The organism is Lysinibacillus sp. ACHW1.5 (genome assembly GCF_022014815.1).
Taxonomy (GTDB): domain Bacteria; phylum Bacillota; class Bacilli; order Bacillales_A; family Planococcaceae; genus Lysinibacillus; species Lysinibacillus capsici.
This window is the reverse complement of record NZ_CP091777.1, coordinates 4,225,475-4,242,084: the sequence shown is the minus strand read 5'-3', so window position 1 is coordinate 4,242,084 and position 16,610 is coordinate 4,225,475. Positions and strand designations below refer to the sequence as shown.

The 16,610-nt window shown below is 33.4% G+C and carries 23 protein-coding genes; 21 read left to right on the top strand and 2 right to left on the bottom strand.

Annotated elements, in window-relative coordinates:
* Positions 1-16 precede the first annotated feature (16 nt).
* The 13 genes from L6W14_RS21300 to L6W14_RS21240 all read left to right on the top strand — a co-directional run bounded on the left by L6W14_RS21300 (position 17) and on the right by L6W14_RS21240 (position 8,120).
* Complete coding sequence (locus L6W14_RS21300) at positions 17-799, top strand: thiopeptide-type bacteriocin biosynthesis protein (protein WP_193767362.1); 783 nt, start codon at positions 17-19, stop codon at positions 797-799.
* 10 nt (positions 800-809) lie between these two features.
* Positions 810-1,532 (top strand): SagB family peptide dehydrogenase, encoded by a 723-nt coding sequence (locus tag L6W14_RS21295; protein WP_131520951.1) that lies wholly within the window; start codon positions 810-812, stop codon positions 1,530-1,532.
* Between the two features lie 2 nt (positions 1,533-1,534).
* A complete protein-coding gene (locus L6W14_RS21290; RefSeq protein ID WP_237898830.1) occupies positions 1,535-2,335 on the top strand; it encodes a hypothetical protein in 801 nt (266 codons plus the stop codon).
* Between the two features lie 10 nt (positions 2,336-2,345).
* Positions 2,346-3,245, top strand: coding sequence for an ABC transporter ATP-binding protein (locus L6W14_RS21285; RefSeq protein ID WP_131520949.1), 900 nt, complete (start codon positions 2,346-2,348; stop codon positions 3,243-3,245).
* Positions 3,238-4,029, top strand: a complete 792-nt coding sequence (locus tag L6W14_RS21280) for an ABC transporter permease (protein ID WP_131520948.1) — start codon at positions 3,238-3,240, stop codon at positions 4,027-4,029. Before L6W14_RS21285 ends, L6W14_RS21280 begins: the two co-directional genes overlap by 8 nt.
* 183 nt (positions 4,030-4,212) lie before the next feature.
* A complete protein-coding gene (locus L6W14_RS21275) occupies positions 4,213-4,377 on the top strand; it encodes a thiazolylpeptide-type bacteriocin (protein ID WP_131520947.1) in 165 nt (54 codons plus the stop codon).
* Positions 4,378-4,401: 24 nt separating this feature from the next.
* On the top strand, positions 4,402-4,566 hold the full coding sequence (locus L6W14_RS21270) for a thiazolylpeptide-type bacteriocin (RefSeq protein ID WP_131520947.1): 165 nt from the start codon (positions 4,402-4,404) through the stop codon (positions 4,564-4,566).
* A gap of 24 nt (positions 4,567-4,590) precedes the next feature.
* Positions 4,591-4,755, top strand: coding sequence for a thiazolylpeptide-type bacteriocin (locus L6W14_RS21265; RefSeq protein WP_131520947.1), 165 nt, complete (start codon positions 4,591-4,593; stop codon positions 4,753-4,755).
* A gap of 24 nt (positions 4,756-4,779) precedes the next feature.
* Positions 4,780-4,944, top strand: coding sequence for a thiazolylpeptide-type bacteriocin (locus tag L6W14_RS21260; RefSeq protein WP_131520947.1), 165 nt, complete (start codon positions 4,780-4,782; stop codon positions 4,942-4,944).
* A gap of 268 nt (positions 4,945-5,212) precedes the next feature.
* Positions 5,213-6,508, top strand: coding sequence for a sensor histidine kinase (locus L6W14_RS21255; RefSeq protein ID WP_131520946.1), 1,296 nt, complete (start codon positions 5,213-5,215; stop codon positions 6,506-6,508).
* On the top strand, positions 6,505-7,254 hold the full coding sequence (locus L6W14_RS21250) for a LytR/AlgR family response regulator transcription factor (protein WP_131520945.1): 750 nt from the start codon (positions 6,505-6,507) through the stop codon (positions 7,252-7,254). Before L6W14_RS21255 ends, L6W14_RS21250 begins: the two co-directional genes overlap by 4 nt.
* Positions 7,255-7,411: 157 nt before the next feature.
* Positions 7,412-7,978, top strand: coding sequence for an accessory gene regulator B family protein (locus L6W14_RS21245; RefSeq protein ID WP_193767360.1), 567 nt, complete (start codon positions 7,412-7,414; stop codon positions 7,976-7,978).
* On the top strand, positions 7,971-8,120 hold the full coding sequence (locus L6W14_RS21240) for a cyclic lactone autoinducer peptide (protein WP_131520943.1): 150 nt from the start codon (positions 7,971-7,973) through the stop codon (positions 8,118-8,120). The genes L6W14_RS21245 and L6W14_RS21240 overlap by 8 nt, the downstream gene beginning before the upstream one ends.
* A 473-nt stretch (positions 8,121-8,593) precedes the next feature.
* Here the strand turns inward: L6W14_RS21240 and L6W14_RS21235 are convergent, their stop codons facing one another.
* The gene (locus L6W14_RS21235) at positions 8,594-9,085 is read right to left on the bottom strand and encodes an SRPBCC family protein (protein ID WP_131520942.1); all 492 of its coding nucleotides are present in this window, start codon (positions 9,083-9,085) and stop codon (positions 8,594-8,596) included.
* A 135-nt stretch (positions 9,086-9,220) separates the two neighbouring features.
* Here L6W14_RS21235 and L6W14_RS21230 point away from each other — a divergent pair, with 135 nt between their 5' ends.
* The gene (locus L6W14_RS21230) at positions 9,221-9,586 is read left to right on the top strand and encodes a YybH family protein (RefSeq protein WP_131520941.1); all 366 of its coding nucleotides are present in this window, start codon (positions 9,221-9,223) and stop codon (positions 9,584-9,586) included.
* Here L6W14_RS21230 and L6W14_RS21225 read toward each other — a convergent pair.
* Positions 9,583-10,377, bottom strand: coding sequence for a sulfite exporter TauE/SafE family protein (locus L6W14_RS21225; protein WP_131520940.1), 795 nt, complete (start codon positions 10,375-10,377; stop codon positions 9,583-9,585). The two genes, L6W14_RS21230 and L6W14_RS21225, sit on opposite strands and share 4 nt — an antisense overlap.
* 110 nt (positions 10,378-10,487) lie before the next feature.
* Between L6W14_RS21225 and L6W14_RS21220 the strand changes: the two genes are divergently transcribed.
* The 7 genes from L6W14_RS21220 to L6W14_RS21190 all read left to right on the top strand — a co-directional run bounded on the left by L6W14_RS21220 (position 10,488) and on the right by L6W14_RS21190 (position 16,584).
* On the top strand, positions 10,488-11,297 hold the full coding sequence (locus L6W14_RS21220) for an alpha/beta fold hydrolase (protein WP_237898829.1): 810 nt from the start codon (positions 10,488-10,490) through the stop codon (positions 11,295-11,297).
* 15 nt (positions 11,298-11,312) lie between these two features.
* Positions 11,313-11,882, top strand: a complete 570-nt coding sequence (locus L6W14_RS21215; protein ID WP_048394081.1) for a nucleotidyltransferase family protein — start codon at positions 11,313-11,315, stop codon at positions 11,880-11,882.
* 21 nt (positions 11,883-11,903) lie between these two features.
* Positions 11,904-12,368, top strand: coding sequence for a DinB family protein (locus L6W14_RS21210; protein ID WP_103118936.1), 465 nt, complete (start codon positions 11,904-11,906; stop codon positions 12,366-12,368).
* A gap of 10 nt (positions 12,369-12,378) precedes the next feature.
* Positions 12,379-13,209 carry a helix-turn-helix domain-containing protein gene (locus L6W14_RS21205; protein ID WP_131520938.1) on the top strand — a complete coding sequence of 277 codons (831 nt, stop codon included), beginning with the start codon at positions 12,379-12,381 and terminating at the stop codon, positions 13,207-13,209.
* 204 nt (positions 13,210-13,413) lie between these two features.
* Positions 13,414-14,397 (top strand): ABC transporter substrate-binding protein, encoded by a 984-nt coding sequence (locus L6W14_RS21200; protein WP_048394087.1) that lies wholly within the window; start codon positions 13,414-13,416, stop codon positions 14,395-14,397.
* A gap of 155 nt (positions 14,398-14,552) precedes the next feature.
* Complete coding sequence (locus L6W14_RS21195; RefSeq protein WP_009370610.1) at positions 14,553-15,560, top strand: FecCD family ABC transporter permease; 1,008 nt, start codon at positions 14,553-14,555, stop codon at positions 15,558-15,560.
* A gap of 28 nt (positions 15,561-15,588) precedes the next feature.
* Entirely contained in the window at positions 15,589-16,584 is a 996-nt protein-coding gene (locus L6W14_RS21190; RefSeq protein WP_016993066.1) for a FecCD family ABC transporter permease, read from the top strand.
* The last annotated feature ends 26 nt before the right edge of the window (positions 16,585-16,610 follow it).

The window sequence follows — 16,610 nt, the reverse complement described above, 5'->3', positions numbered from 1 at the left end:
GGGAGAGGTGAAAATCATGTGGCATTCATTCCATGTATATATTCATGATTACAAATTATTAGATGAATATTTACAAAGTGAATTTGAACATCTTATCTGTAATAATTTGCAAAGTGATATTGACTATTTTTTTATTAGATATTGGTTAGGTGGTCCTCATATCAGATTGAGAATCAAAGAAAATGTAGACTTTGATGCAAAGATCTTTTTAAAAATATTAAAAAAATCGGTGGATAATTTTTTGTCCTATAAAACGCCAGTACTAATTGATAGAGAAAAATTTTATACACCTGAAATGCTAAAAGGAGAGGGGATCACAGAGGTATTCTGGAAACGACACGGTACTGTGGAATTGGATGAGTATAAACCAGAAATTCCACGATATGGTGGTGAAAGAGGGATATATTACGCTGAAAAGCTATTTGTACAAAGCTCTAAACTTGCACAAAAATTAAATAAGATGAGTTTTTCCAAAAGGTTATTTGCAGCAATCGATCTCCTATATTTCTCATTTGAAGTAAAAGATAAAACTGAAATGGCACAAAAATATTGTGATCTATGGGAGATATATCATAAAAATGAATCGAGCCTAAAAATGATTACCTCCTTAACTTCCAGAAGAGTTTCATATCTCAAAGAAAACCGAGATAAAGCATTTAAAATATATGAAGAATATATCGACTTATTGAAGAATAATCCGACTAAAATAATGTTTTCTCACATTCATATGACAAATAATCGAATTGGTGTTTACCCAGAATTAGAGTATTGCATTGCTAAAAGCATCCAATTAGCTTAAGGAGTTAAAAATGATGAGAAATAATATGAATTCGACAGTTTTATGGGATACAGAGGTTGACAGATCTTTATTAAGAAGAACATTTCATTCAAAAACAATATCTAGAAAAGATTACACCTCAGTACAAATAAAGAAGGTCAAAACAAAAAAAAAATGGGAGACGAAACCAGGGATTTTTCTTCATAAGAGAGCTCCTCAAAACGATATTGAAAAGCTATTGGTAAATAGAAGAACACGGAGATATCCATCAAATAGAGAAATAAATATACAAGATATCTCTGAGATATTACAATTTGCTGCTGGGATAACTGATGAGAAAAACAAATACTTTTCCTATCCCTCTCCGGGTGCTTTATATCCATGTACTCTTTTTCTTAGTATTAATTTAGCTGGTTTCAAAGAAAAAATTTATAGATATAACCCATATAAACACCAATTAGAAGAATATGCTGACGCATCAATAAGAAGTGCCGATTCAATTATCATTGACACCAATCTAAAGAAATTTCCTGTAAAGATTTTCTTTACAAGTGATTATCAGCTCTTAGAAGAGAAGTATGGGGAATTATCATATCGTTTATTAAATCAAGAAATAGGACATATCGCACAAAATATTTCGTTATATTCAGAATTTGTAGGGTTAAATACTACCTGTATTGGTGGATTTTATGAAGAAGAGTTTAAAAGATATATTCCTGAATACGACCTATTATATGCAATGGTGGTGGGCTAAATATGTATATGGTATTAGATTCTGAATATCGTTTATTCAATGATTTTAATAAAATTTATATTGAACATATATTTAATAAGAAAATCATTGAATTATCCCTTAAAGAAAAAATTAATTTAGATTATTTTAAAAGAACATTGTATTTTGGTACAAATTTAAACTTTTTGAGTAACTCAAAAAAGAAAGAAGATCAATTAATCATTTATTTGTTAAAAAAAGAAAATCATATCTTCTTATTATCATCAGAAATAAAAGATATCAATCGCGAACTTAATTGTAGAAGTCTTTATATGATCTGTGACGAGGTAGGGACCTCCCGTGAAAAACTTTTAGATTTTAAAAACACTATGAGCAACACTGGCATTGATATTATCGGAGATAGTAGTGGTAGTCTATCTAGTTATTTGAAAGATAATGGATTCTTGGTTAATAAATCTAGAATCGTTGGTTATAACAAAATATTGATTGTAGAGAGAAGCTCAATAGTAGCACCAGTAAAAAGTCTTTTCAAAGATTACAATTGTATACTTCCATATTCTGTTGTCGACATGTCGATTGGTCCCTGTCTATTTAAGAATGATCAGAATCTTGATGATTATAATCTTTTAATTGAGGATAGTGAAACAAATAGAATTCCATCTCAAGCTAACTTAACATCCATGTACTCACTAATAATAAATACTGTTTTGTACTTAATAAATAATGTTCATCAGGAATTATACATCGATGCGGGTTTACCTATTAATAGAAAATTCAAATTTAGTCTACCCGACATGGGATTGAGGGCTTTCTCGCAAGATTAGGAGGTAAAAAATGAATGTAATAGAGATTAAGAATGTTTCAAGAGAAATAGAAGGTAGAAAAATACTGAAAGATATCAACCTAGATATAAAAAAGGGAGAAATAATAGCAATTTTAGGACATAATGGTGCAGGTAAAACTACATTAGTTAATACAGTTATGAAATTAGTTAGACATTCGGGGGCTATTGAATATTCCTTTAACGAAAAGGAGTTATATAAAAAAATAGCATATCAGATGCAGACTTCATCATATGAAGACGAGGCTAAAGTTCTGGAAGTGTGTCTTCTCTATAAACAAGTCCTTCAAAGCAAAATCGATATACAAGAATTATTACGAGAATTTGATTTAGATAAATTTCAGCATTCTTATATTAAAAATCTATCTGGTGGTCAAAAACAATCACTCTCAATTTTGCTCACATTAATAGGTGAACCAGAGGTGCTCATTTTTGATGAATTAACAACAGGTTTAGATTCACTTAAACGAAGAAATATTTGGGATACTATTAAGAAAATTAATAAGTACAGTGGTACTACGATTATTCTAACAAGCCATTTTCTTGACGAAGTTGAGTATTTAGCAGATAGAGTTGTAATTATGAATCAGGGGAAAATAGAACAAATTGGAACTGTTTTTGATATAGTGAATGTCCAATTTAAGGATACTAAAAAAATGGAATTTGAAACTGTGTTTCTAGAAAATCTGGAAATCATTTTTGAACGGAAAGTAAAAGTTTCTAATAATAAAGTTTCTTTTACGTATAGAAGTAACGAGGAAGAAGATATTTATAAAAAAGTGAAGAAGATAGCTGGAACTAATATTGTTATGAAAAACTTTTCATTCGAAGATGCCTTTTTGCAAATGTTAGGTTATAAATTGGTGAATGGAGGAGAGATACTAAATGACTAATTTATTAAATCTTTCACAGTTTCAAATCAAATTACTTTTTCGAAATTATAAAGGATTGATCTTGGGATTTTCTCTACCCATTATAATGTTTTTTATATTCGGTAATTTATTATCAGAATATTCTATTTACGATGGCATGCCATTAAATAATGCCTTAGTTCCAGCGTATATACCTATTATTATTATTAACGGAGTATTGGTCATTTTCGGACAGAATTTTCTAGTTTATAAAGAACAGGGTAATCTCTTGAAATATAGGCTTCTAGGAATTAGCGAAATTACTGTAGCTACCAGCATATATATTGCCACATTTATTTTCCAAGTATTAGCAGCGATAACTCTAATTATATTTGCGTATTTAACTAAAAATGTAGAATTTCCTTTTGAGAGTATACTGAAAATTTTGTTAGCCTTTGTGATTATTAATTTTTTTGAATTTGCTATTGTGTATTTTGTTACATCTTTTATTAATAAGAGCACTACTTATCAGAGCTTATCATTAATAATTTTTTATTTCCAAATTTTCTTAGGAGGTCTTACTTTTCCTCCAGAGATGTTCCCATCTTTTTTAAAGGAAGCTGTTTATATTTTTAATCCAATTATTTATGGGTTAGAAATGATGCGAAGTTTTTGGTTGCTAGATGGATCAATCTTGGACAATCTTAAAGAAATATCTGTACTAATTGGATGGGCAATATTCTTTATTACTTCCGGAATGATTGTAAATTATAGGAAGAAAATAACGTATAAAAGTAATAAATTGTTAATATTTCAAGGTGAATAAGTCAGGAATAATAGGACTTCAATCAAACTTCGTATTGTTGTTATTGATAAATATATGACATGAATTTAGTGAATGTAAAAAGCAAGAGTGCTACTAGAAACTGTTATTAATGTTAATGGCTGCTCAACATATAGCTCTAGCTCATGTTGTTCATCATAAATAAAAAAAGTGGAGGAAAGACTTATGAAAAAAGAAACACTTATGGAAGAATTATTCTCAGATATTGAGGACATGGACTTTGTAGAAATCAATGAAGCAACAGCACTACCAGAAACAGCGGCAACAAGCGGATCAATGATAAGTAATGGCTGCTCAACATGTGGCTCTAGCTCGTGTTGTTCATCATAAATAAAAAAAGTAGAGGAAAAACTTATGAAAAAAGAAACACTTATGGAAGAATTATTCTCAGATATTGAGGACATGGACTTTGTAGAAATCAATGAAGCAACAGCACTACCAGAAACAGCGGCAACAAGCGGATCAATGATAAGTAATGGCTGCTCAACATGTGGCTCTAGCTCATGTTGTTCATCATAAATAAAAAAAGTGGAGGAAAGACTTATGAAAAAAGAAACATTAATGGAAGAATTATTCTCAGATATTGAGGACATGGACTTTGTAGAAATCAATGAAGCAACAGCACTACCAGAAACAGCGGCAACAAGCGGATCAATGATAAGTAATGGCTGCTCAACATGTGGTTCTAGCTCGTGTTGTTCATCATAAATAAAAAAAGTGGAGGAAAGACTTATGAAAAAAGAAACACTTATGGAAGAATTATTCTCAGATATTGAGGACATGGACTTTGTAGAAATCAATGAAGCAACAGCACTACCAGAAACAGCGGCAACAAGCGGATCAATGATAAGTAATGGCTGCTCAACATGTGGCTCTAGCTCATGTTGTTCATCATAAATAAACTATCAAAAACACTAGCTCAAAATTTAGGCTAGTGTTTTTCTTTTTGTCAAAAGAAGTTATTAAATATGAAGTAAAATAATCGAAAAGTTATAATTACTCATTGTAAATAATCACACTTTATACTTATCACCATTATGTTGAAGTGTTTACTTTTCATCAAATACAGACTATAATAAACGGAAAAATGAGAATAGTTTCCATAAAAATATATTCCTTACATTGTTTTTGATTTGGATTCTTCTGGTTAAAGGTGAGTGAGAAAGTGAACACTATTTTTTCGGTTGAGTTTGTAGGACTGTTTTTACAATATTTTTTTATTTTTTTATGTGGTGGTTATTTAATAAGAGTAGCGAACAAAAAAATATACATATTAATTACCTTTATATCTGTATTTTTTATAAGTATGGTTTATTTTAAGCTAAATGTACTTGCTACTGGAGTTCTATGGGGAGTACTATCATTAATTTTAATAAGATATTCTAGAAAAATTGATTTTTCCTTTTTTGCATCATCAATGTCCATTCTATTATATATTTTATCGGATTACATAATTGTTTACCTATTAAGTTCTTTTGAATTAATGACAAATCTTGTTTTTCGTTTCATAGTTGGGACATTTCTCTATCTAGGTATTATTTATTTATTAAAAAAGATCATAGATAAATATACATATTATTTTAAAAGTACTAGTTTCCCTTTGATGATTTCCGCTGTCGCTTCTTCATTAACGGTGATAATTTATTTGGTGATAATTTCTATAGAGAGAGCTATAGAAAGCGGGATCTCTATGGAAAAGACAAATTCAGTGTTCATTGTTGCGTATGCCCTTGTTTCAGGTTTAGTTTGTTTAGCGATCATTTACGCAAAGAATAAAATGTATGTAGCAAGAGAAAAACAAAAAGAGTTGACATATCTCTTAGAATACTTAGATCAGATAGAGAGTAATTATAATGAAATGAGAAAATTCAAACATGATTATATGAATATCTTGATTTCAATTGAAAGCTTCTTAGAATCTAATGATATTCAAGGGTTAAAAAAGTATTATTATAATGAAATAAAATGGACATCACAAAACTTTGATCGAAACTCATTTAAATTGTCCCAATTAAGTAATTTACAAGTAAAAGAATTGAAAAGTTTATTGGCCAATAAATTAATGGTATCGCAAGAAAAAGGTATAGATACCGAAATCGAAATGAGAGAAAAAATAAAAAATATACCGGTTGACTCCGTTGTTTTAGTACGTTCCTTAGGGATTATCCTAGATAATGCCATTGAAGCTGCTGAGGAAATAAATAATGGAAATATCAGAGTTGCTATAGTAAAAGATAATCAAGTTATAAAAATAATAGTAGCAAATTCTTGTCATAAGGACATACCTAAACTTTTTTTATTGAAAAAAGAAGGTTTTTCTACAAAAGGAGAGAATCGTGGTTTGGGTTTAGGTAACCTAGATCAGTTATTGAGTAAAGCTAAAAACATAATTCTTGAAACTAAAATTGAAAGAGATGTATTTACTCAAATCCTTACTATTAATGGGGAGGTGAGAGTATGATAAAAGTATTTGTGTGTGAGGATAATGAAAAACAAAGAAATATTATATCTAATATAATTCAAAATTATTTAATAATGCAGGATTATGATATGAAGTTTGAACTTTCAACAGAAAATCCTAATGACATCATATCCTATTTGGAGCGTAATAAACTAAACAATGGCTTATATTTTCTAGATGTTGAGTTAAACTCAGAAATGAATGGAATTTCTTTGGGGGTAGCAATTAGGAAGTTAGATCCTTCTGCAAAAATAGTTTTTATAACAACTCATACAGAATTAACATATTTAACTTTCCTCTACAAAGTAGAAGCAATGGATTATATACCAAAAGATAATCAAAAAATTATGCAAAATAAAATTATTGAATGTATAGATGTTGTAATGGAGAGATACTTAAATTCAGGGGCTTTGATTGATGATAATATTGTAGTTAAAGCTGGTGAAACGAGTATAAGATTAAATGTAAATGAAATTTATTTTATTGAGTCTTCCTCTGTTCCACACAAGCTAGTTGTTCATCTGAACAATAGGACAATAGAGTATTATGGAAAGATAAAAGAAGCTGAAAATTTAAGCCCCAAGTTTTACAGATGTCATCAATCTTATGTTGTAAATATTAATAGTATTCAAGAGATAAATAAAAAAAATAGAACAATAACGATGAAAGACGGAGAAACGTGCTATGTTTCCACTCGATATTTAAAAGAATTACTTAGAAAGTTTGAATCTTCTATAAAAGAATAATAAAAAGTGCACTTAAATTTTCAAAAGTGCACTTTTTTATTTGTTTAGATAACACTTTTTACTTTAAATATATGTTTTAAGAAAATTTAATCATCATTAAATAATACGATGTAGAATCAGTTTAAAGAGAAGGGGGAGGCTAATGAGGAATCTATCGATGGAAGAAAAACTATCATGCTATTTAACAGATATTATCAATAAAAATATTCAATTAAGTAAAATGGAATTAGCAAAGATAAATTATGGCATAGCCACTCTTTTGATCAACCTAATAAAGGTGAGCTTAATTTATAGCGTATCTATTATGTTAGGTGTTGTAAGTGAAACCTTAGTTTGTCATTTGGTTTTTTGCATAATGAGAAGATATTGTTATGGGCTACATGCTAAGTCAAGTATTGTCTGTTCGATAATCGGAGTATTGTACTTTTCGATTGGTCCTTTTATTGTACTAAATTACTCGTTTAGTATTACTCGAGAGTTAGTAATATTACTCGGAATTATTTTTGAAATTATTATTTATTATAAAGTTCCAGCTTATACGAATAACAGCAGAGTTGGTGACTCAAAAGAGAAAAGAAAGAAAGCGTTGATTATTAACTTCCTTATAATTTGTGGAATACTAATGTTAAATGATGAACAATTAAGGCTTATTTCATTTATGGGGATTTTTTTATCAATACTTCTTACAATACCTATAAAAAAAGGAGATATGACTAATGTTTGAACTAAATGCTATCAAAGTAACAAAGGAAAAATTGTGTTTGTTTTTTGCTATACTTGCTATAAGTATTGGAGAGATGGCTATAAATAACTGTTGTCTTTTAGGGATCTATGAGCCTTCATTACCTGAAGAATTAAAAAAATAACGATTTATTCTGCTAACGGATAGTAAGTATCTAAAATATTTACTGAAGCGATTAGGAGGTAAAGAAAGCTGAAAAATAACAAGAAGAACCCATATTCTAATGAGAAAAGAAAAAAGAATAGAGATTTAAAGTTAAGTATTACATATGGTTTAATTAGTTTTCTAGTGATCATAACTAGTTGGACAGTTGTAATTGCGATAACTAATGGCGACATTGATATGTTACAGATTAATTTTGATAGATTACTTAAAAATATAAGCAGTTACACTTTGATGTCTTCTTTATTTGCTGGATTAATCATTAGTGGAGTATTTTATTTTTATATATTTCCAAGAAAAACACACAACTCAAAACAACCCGATAAGTAAAAGGTAGATTTTGTAAGTATCATGAGAGATACCTATATGATAAGATTTTGATTAAAAATATAACTCCTGAAGCATTTTGCTAAAGGAGTTTTATACATTATAGATTTAGATTTTTTCAGTCTTAATCACAAGTTGCTTATAGTTTGTAAAACATTTTTGCCATTCTTTCATCGGAAACTCTTCATGTATAGTTCCGCTTAAAAAGTCTGTTAGTTGGTTTAGGCATATATGCCACCCTGCTAAATCCTTCGGTGTATGCTCTGTCAGCTCTTGAAGTGTCTCCACTACTACCAATAATGAACCATCGTCAGTAGAAGATAGTTCAAATCTCACCGTATCTGTTCCCCAATCAAATTCTAGTACTTCTTTCTCAGCATAATCTGTGATGGTTATTTCCTCAAAGGTACCTGTTCCATCATTCATATTAAAATGTATTTTCCCGTTCTTACGAAGATCAATGATTTCTAGATTACTCATCCACTTTTGTAGGCTTTCATTGTTAGTAAGCACTGCCCAAACGGCATCTACTGAATGTGTCAGTGGTCGTTTGAATGTTGCAACATGACGATTGGATTGTTTTTCAATAGTAGCTAACATAGACATCCTCCATCTTTATTGTTTTGACTTCATTATAGGTGTTCTTCATTAGCTGTCCAAGCAGAAGGTCATTCAACAATTATTATTTCTAAGAAGTCAATCTTAGGATAATATTGTTAAACAGGGGGAGTGAAGATGACACATCAACAAGCATTAGAACGTTATATACAAGCTACAAATACACATGATTTTAATGAAGTTAAGGCTATTTTGCATCCACAAGCGGTTTATTGGTTCTCCGATAAAACTTGCACAACTACAGATGAGATTGAGGCTTATTTCAAGCATGCATGGAATGTCATTAAAGAAGAGGTTTATTCAGCTACTGAAGTAAAATGGTTAACCGTTGATGAAAAGACGGCTACCTGTCTTTATACATATCACTATGAAGGCTATCATAACGAAAAGTTTGTATCAGGTAGCGGTAGAGCGACAAATATTTTTACGTTAGTTAATGATGAATGGAAGATCATTCATGAGCATTTGAGTAATGGTCATTAAATTATTTTCAATGTAACCTGGACAAGCAACAATATAATAATCAATGTTAGTAGTGTTTTGGCTATTTTTAATGGAATGTAGGGGAGCACTATAAGACCTAATTGGGAACCTATAATGGAGCCAAGTGCCATAGCAATCGCATAGTGCCATTGAATAAAGCCAGTGTGATAAAACACAACAAATGCTCCTGTACAGCTCCCAAAAAGGAGTACTCGAGTGAGCTGTACAGCCTTTATGTAAGTGTGGTGAGAACGTAGATAATGCAAAATGCTAAATGTCGAAGAGCCAGGGCCGAAACCACCATCATACATGGCGATGAAAAATGGTTGCCAAAAACGAGGTGCTTGATGTTCTAGCGAATCAGGAATCTCAGTCCACGCCTTATTCTTCAAAGTAACGACTAAAGCCAAAAGAAGTAGTACACAGGCAGAGTAGTTCATAGTTTGCTCAGACAGCGAAACGGCTAGAAGTGCGCCACAAATTCCCCCAACAATAGCAAGAGCTATATATTTGATGATAGATATGGGATGTAGCTCCTTCTGGTAGAGAAGATAGAAAATACTGGTTAAAGCCGAAATGCCTGTCGAAAATTTGTTTGTGGCAATACTTGTTTGAATAGGGATACCGACAAGCATCATGGCAGGAAGTGTAATTAGTCCACCACCTCCCGCAAGTGTACCAATAAAAGCAGACACCATTCCGATACATATGAGTGTTAAAGAAATGTTTGTATAGAAAAGTCCAACTAAGGTAAGTAGTACAAATAATAACAGCATGATCATTTTATTCATAAGCTTCTCCCTTTCTTTTATTAGCTTTAGGGTAAATGGTGTTAATGTATAAATCTAATATATTATTTTTGAAAATTCATAAAATAAATTTATATAAATAGGGGGATTAAATGAATCACCAAATATATCAATGGGGAAATCCTCATAATCCATCTTTAGTTTTTTTACATGGACTTGGAAGCTCAGGTTTAGCATTTGGGGAGCTAGCAGCGTATTTATCGGAGTACCATGTTATTTCCTTTGACCTACCTGGACATGGTTATAGAACCGCGTTAGAAGAAGAGGAGGGTTATCTCCCTTCCAATTTAATTAAACTAATAGAAGAAATAATAGGTACAAATTTAAAGAGTAAGCCTTTTTATTTGATAGGGCATTCTTTTGGAGCAGATCTGGCTATCCATTTCGGATCTAAATACCCGCAGCAACTTAAAGGCATGGTATTGCTAGATGGGGGATATATGTCAGGGAAAGATTTAGGTATCACTTTAGAAAAGGAATTAAAGGACGTAGCAAGCTTTTGCGAAAATGTCCGCTTCCCATCATGGGAAGAATTTTTTAAATCTGAGAAAGAAGAGCTTGCTCGATGGTCAGAAGAGTTAGAAGTAGCTTCAAAAGCACAAGTAAAGGAACAAAATGGCGAGATTAGACTAACTCTATCTCCCTTCACGGCACAAGCAATGATAAAAGGTATGAATGTGGAGCCAGTTGACCAAGTAGTGGGTATGATAAAATGTCCTACACTATTATTGCATGCAACGGTACCTGCAGAGCTAGGAACGAAAAGAAAAAATTGTATTCAGAAATTACAAGTAAAAATAGAACATTTAGATGTTGAATCTATTGAAGGAGCAGGACACGATATCTTTCGAGATGTCCCTGAAATAGTGGCGGAAAGATTAAATTTTTCGTGTAAAGTTTAATTGGAGGCTGACAGAATGAGGTTGCTTCAATCGGAGGAAGAGCTGAAGAACTTAATTGCATCTGATGACTGGATGATGAGCATTTTATCCACAGTAGAAAACTTGCAACTACCAGATTGGTGGATATGCGCAGGAATTATTCGCTCAAAGGTATGGGATTACCTTCACAATAAGGAGGAAAGAACACCAATTGCTGATATTGATGTGATATATTTTGATAAAGAAAATTTAGCAGAAGAAGTAGAGAAGCAGTATGAGCAAGAACTGAGAAAGTTATCTCCAAACGAGCCTTGGTCCGTGAAAAATCAAGCACGAATGCATGTCCTAAATGGTAGTAAACCATATCAATCTGCTGTTGATGGAATCTCTCATTTCCCAGAAATCCCAACGGCAATTGGAGTAAAATTATCAGATGGGGTACTAGAGATTGCAGCACCGTACGGTATTCATCTTTTAGGAGCAGGCATAGTAGAGCCAACATCGTTTTACCTAGAAAATAAGTATGCCTATGCGATTTATCGTCAAAGAATTCAGCAAAAACAATGGCATTTATGTTGGCCAGAATTGAAAATTCATCTTCAATAAAAAAAGAAAGAGGGGGAACAATTGCAACAAGATAAAACCTATGTCATTAAACACTATATAAAATCTTTAGATTGGATAGATAATTTACGAGGGTTATCTGAGGCACAATGGCGTATGCCCATTGAACCTGGGAAATGGTCGGTTGCAGAGGTAATTGGGCATCTTCCTCCATGGGACAAGTTTGTGCAAAATTACCGAATTCCTTTTCTCTTTACAGATGAGCGTCTGCCGAAAGGGCCAGATGTAGCACATTTGAATACGATGGCAGCTAAGAAAAGCCGTGAACAAACAATGGAGGAAACATTGAATGATTTTATTTCCACAAGGCGTCAATTATTGCAGGACATTCAGCAATGGACAGATGAGCAATGGCAACAGTCATTTAAAATTGGACAGTCAGAAATGACTATAATCGACTATTTTGTAGGATTAATCAATCATGATTTACATCATTTTTCACAGATTCAGAATGTTATACATGTATAGGAGTTAGCATATGGATATCAAGTATTTAATTGATTACTTTGCACATGCTTCTGTAAAATTTACAGATGTTTTTACTAAAAAAATGGAGCCAGGTGAAGTAGATACTGGTAGAACAACAGCTCCAGAAAAGTGTGGTATAGTAGTGCCACTTGCAGGGAGTGCGATCTTTAGCTTTAATGGAACCCCCTATATGATGGAGCCAGGAATGATTGCCCATGCTGGCCCCCAGATGCCGATAGAAGTGAGAGCGACTGGCCATAAAGGTTGGGAGTATGCAGTTGTTCATTACAGCCTACCTACAGAAGAAATAAATCTATATCCGCTAGCCGAGCAACATTTTCTAATCAATACAGGCTTTAACACACAAATTATTAGCCATGTTCAGCAATTAGTAGAAAGCTATTCCTTTCCTGGTAATATGGCTGTATTCAAGTCTAAGACATTATTTATGAATTTGTTGGAAGATATCCTTGTAGCGGCAAAAATGCAGGTTTTAGATAGTGCCAGCGAATTAATGGAACAGGCATTACAGTATATACATGAAAATTTTTCACAGCAAATCTCAGTATCAAATATCTCGATGGAACTGGGCATTGAGCGTCGTCGTTTTGCTTATTTATTTGAGCAGCATACAGGTATGAATCCAAGTACATATATAACAGAATACCGTATACGACGTGCGAAAGACTTACTAGAATATGGTGGAATACCTGTAGCTGAAATTGCAGAATGTGTTGGATATGTAGATTGTTTTTATTTTAGCAGAGTATTTAAAAAGTGTACGGGTTTATCTCCCTCAGCCTATCGCAAGTTAAAAATAGAGGAAGCCAGATATGTATAATTGACTGTTTCTTATAAAAAAGAAGCAGTTTTTTTATTGCTTAAATCGGCAAAAATCCATGTCATTTTCGAAATCGTCCATTCACAATCTTTTTTCACTTTGTTAGGATAGTATCCGTAAATGATAATGAGTATCAATTATATATTGACTTATATATGAAAACGATTATCATTATCAATATGAGCTCGTTAGGGGAGAATATCTATGAATAAATATTTTAAAATGTGTGCACCAGCACTATTAGCATTATCACTGGCCGCATGTGGAACAGACAAAGCAGAGGAATCAACATCAACAGCTAATACAGCAGAAACAAGTGCAACAGAATCACAGACAGAGCAAGCTAAATCAACGCAGACCATCACGTACTTAGGCGAGCAATATGAGCTACCAGCCGAAGTAAAGAACATTGTCGCTGCCAGTCTTGAATCAATGGAAGATGCGGCAATGCTTGGTATTAAGCCAGTAGGTGTTCTAGAAGTAGGTGGAAAAGTTCCTGCCTATCTAGCAACAGATTTTGAAGGAGCTACACTTGTAGGAAATAAAATGGAGCCAAATGCAGAAGCCATTCTTAATCTGGATCCTGATGTAATTGTGGGTACTTCGAAATTCCCTGAAGAAACGGCTGAAAAGCTCAACAAAATTCAAACAATGATTCCATACTCACATATTTCAACAAATTGGAAAGAAAATTTAACATTGCTTGCACAATTAGCTGGGAAGGAAGAGGATGCAAAGAAAATCATCTCTGACTATGAAGCCAAAGTTGCTGATGCCCAAGTAAAATCCAAGGAGCAATTAGCAGATAAGCAAGTATTAATCATCCGTGTTCGTGGTGGAGTGATGTACATCTATCCAGCAGGCGTTTATTTAAACCCTGTTCTATATGAAGATTTAGGAGCACCTGTACCAGAAGTTGTTACAACAGCTAAGGCGCAAGCGGAACTATCACTTGAAACATTAGCACAAGTAAATCCAGATGTGATTTTCCTGCAATTCGAGGATTCCGAGAATAAGGATACGCCAAAAGCTTTAGAGGAGCTACAAAAGAATCCAATTTTCACTAGCTTAAAGGCAACACAAAATAATCAAGTTTTCGTCAACACAATTGAGCCATTAGCACAAGGTGGTACTGCTTGGTCTAAGGTGAAATTCTTAGATGCTGCAGCTGAAAAATTATTTAAATAGTATAAACAGGCTGGTAGTAGATTTGGTGGTATCACCGGGCTATTACCAGCCTTTTGTAAGATGTGGCATTTTTCATTGCAGGCAGTTGTTACGGGTATACACTTAAGTGATTGATATTGTGTACCGCAAAATGGATAAAGAAAAAGGTGTGAAAGTTGAAAAAAACAAACATAGTGTCGTTTTCAATATTAGCGATATCTCCTTTCCTTATTGCCCTTGTGGCACTTATTTCTGTTATGTATGGGACAAAAGATATTAGTGCCATTACAGTATGGCAGTCGATGACAGCATTTGATCCATCGGATGTCGATCATCAAATTATAAGAACAGGCCGTATTCCAAGAGTTGCCGCGGTATTACTAGTTGGAGCATTTTTAGCAGTTGCCGGTGCAGTTATGCAGGGGATTACACGAAACTATTTAGCCTCGCCTTCATTAATGGGTGTCAATGATGGCTCTGCATTTGTCATTACATTAGCCATTGTTTTTTTTCCAGGGCTACCAAACTATCAAATGATTTTATTATCGATGCTTGGTTCTGCATTGGGAGCTGGTATTGTCTTTGGTTTTGGCTCGTTAATCCGCAATGGCTTATCTCCAGTAAGGCTAGCCATAATTGGAACGGTCATTGGCACATTTTTAAGTAGTATTGCTACTGCTATTGCGATGTATTTCCAAGTATCACAAACAGTAAGTGCTTGGTATAACACAAAGGTACATATGGTAAATATGGATATGCTGATTCTTTCTATTCCATTTGGTTTAACTGGGTTGATCTTGGCTTTATTATCGGCAAAAGCGATTACCATTACTTCATTAGGTGAAGATATTGCCATGGGGCTAGGACAGAAAACAAAAGCAGTACGTATTATTAGCATGCTAGCTGTCGTATGTTTGACAGGGACAGCGGTTGCACTTGTAGGGAAAATCGCCTTTGTAGGGTTAGTCATACCACATATTACACGCTTCCTTGTTGGTGTTGATTATCGCTATATTATTCCTTGTGCAGCTGTCATTGGAGCCTTTTTCTTAGCGCTTTGTGATGTCCTGAGCCGCGTTGTCAATTATCCATTTGAAACGCCAATTGGTGTCTTAACCGCATTGGTCGGTGTACCATTCTTCTTATATTTAGTTCGTAAGCACGGAGGTGAAAAACGTGCATAAAAAAACCTCAAGTGTATTCTTTTTAACCATGCTGATGCTTGTTTTAATGATTTTAGTTGCGAGCTATTTACATATTACAAATGGTGTTTTTGATATGTCTGTAATGGATGTCATCAAAACATTGCTACGGATCGAGTCAAATTCAAAGTTTGATCTTGTTATATTTGAGTTCCGTTTACCTCGGATTGTCATTGCTGGACTTGTCGGTATTGGCTTAGGTATGGCAGGAGTTGTATTACAGGGGATTACACGCAATGGACTAGCAGATCCAGGAATATTAGGGATTAATGCTGGAGCTGGTGCAGCAGTCGTACTATTCATGTACTTCTTTCAAGTAAAGCTAGTGAGTGCAGATATGAACAGCTGGATGTCAATTTTAATGATGCCACTATTCGGTTTTATCGGTGGAACAATTGCAGCTATCCTGATTTTTTCATTTGCTTTAAAAAATGGTCATCTCGATATGCAGCGATTAATCTTAACTGGTATAGCTATCAATAGTGGATTTGGAGCTTTGTCCTTGTTCCTATCCTTAAAAATGAGTGCACAAGATTTTGAGTCAGCGGCTATTTGGATGGCAGGTTCAATTTATAATGCGAATTGGATCTTTGCGCTTACGATGCTACCTTGGCTTTTGATTTTAGGAATATATGTGCATAGAAAATCATATTTACTCGATTATTTTCAGCTTGAAGAGGATAGCATCACAAGTTTAGGAATAGCTGTTGAAAAGGAGAAAATGAAGCTGTTACTAGCCAGTGTAGGTCTTGTCAGTGCTTGTGTGTCTGTATCAGGGAGTATTGGCTTCATAGGTTTAATGGCCCCACACATTGCCAAGCAGCTTGTTGGTATTCAGCACCGTTATGTTATGCCAGTGAGTGCTTTAATTGGTGCAGGTCTGTTAATCCTCGCTGATTTTATTGGTAAAACCGTTTTTGCACCATCGGAACTGGCTGTAGGTATTGTCGTTTCAATTATTGGGATTCCATATTTCTTGTATTTACTGGTGAAATCTAAGGCATAGGAGGAAATGGCGTGCAAACTGCATTT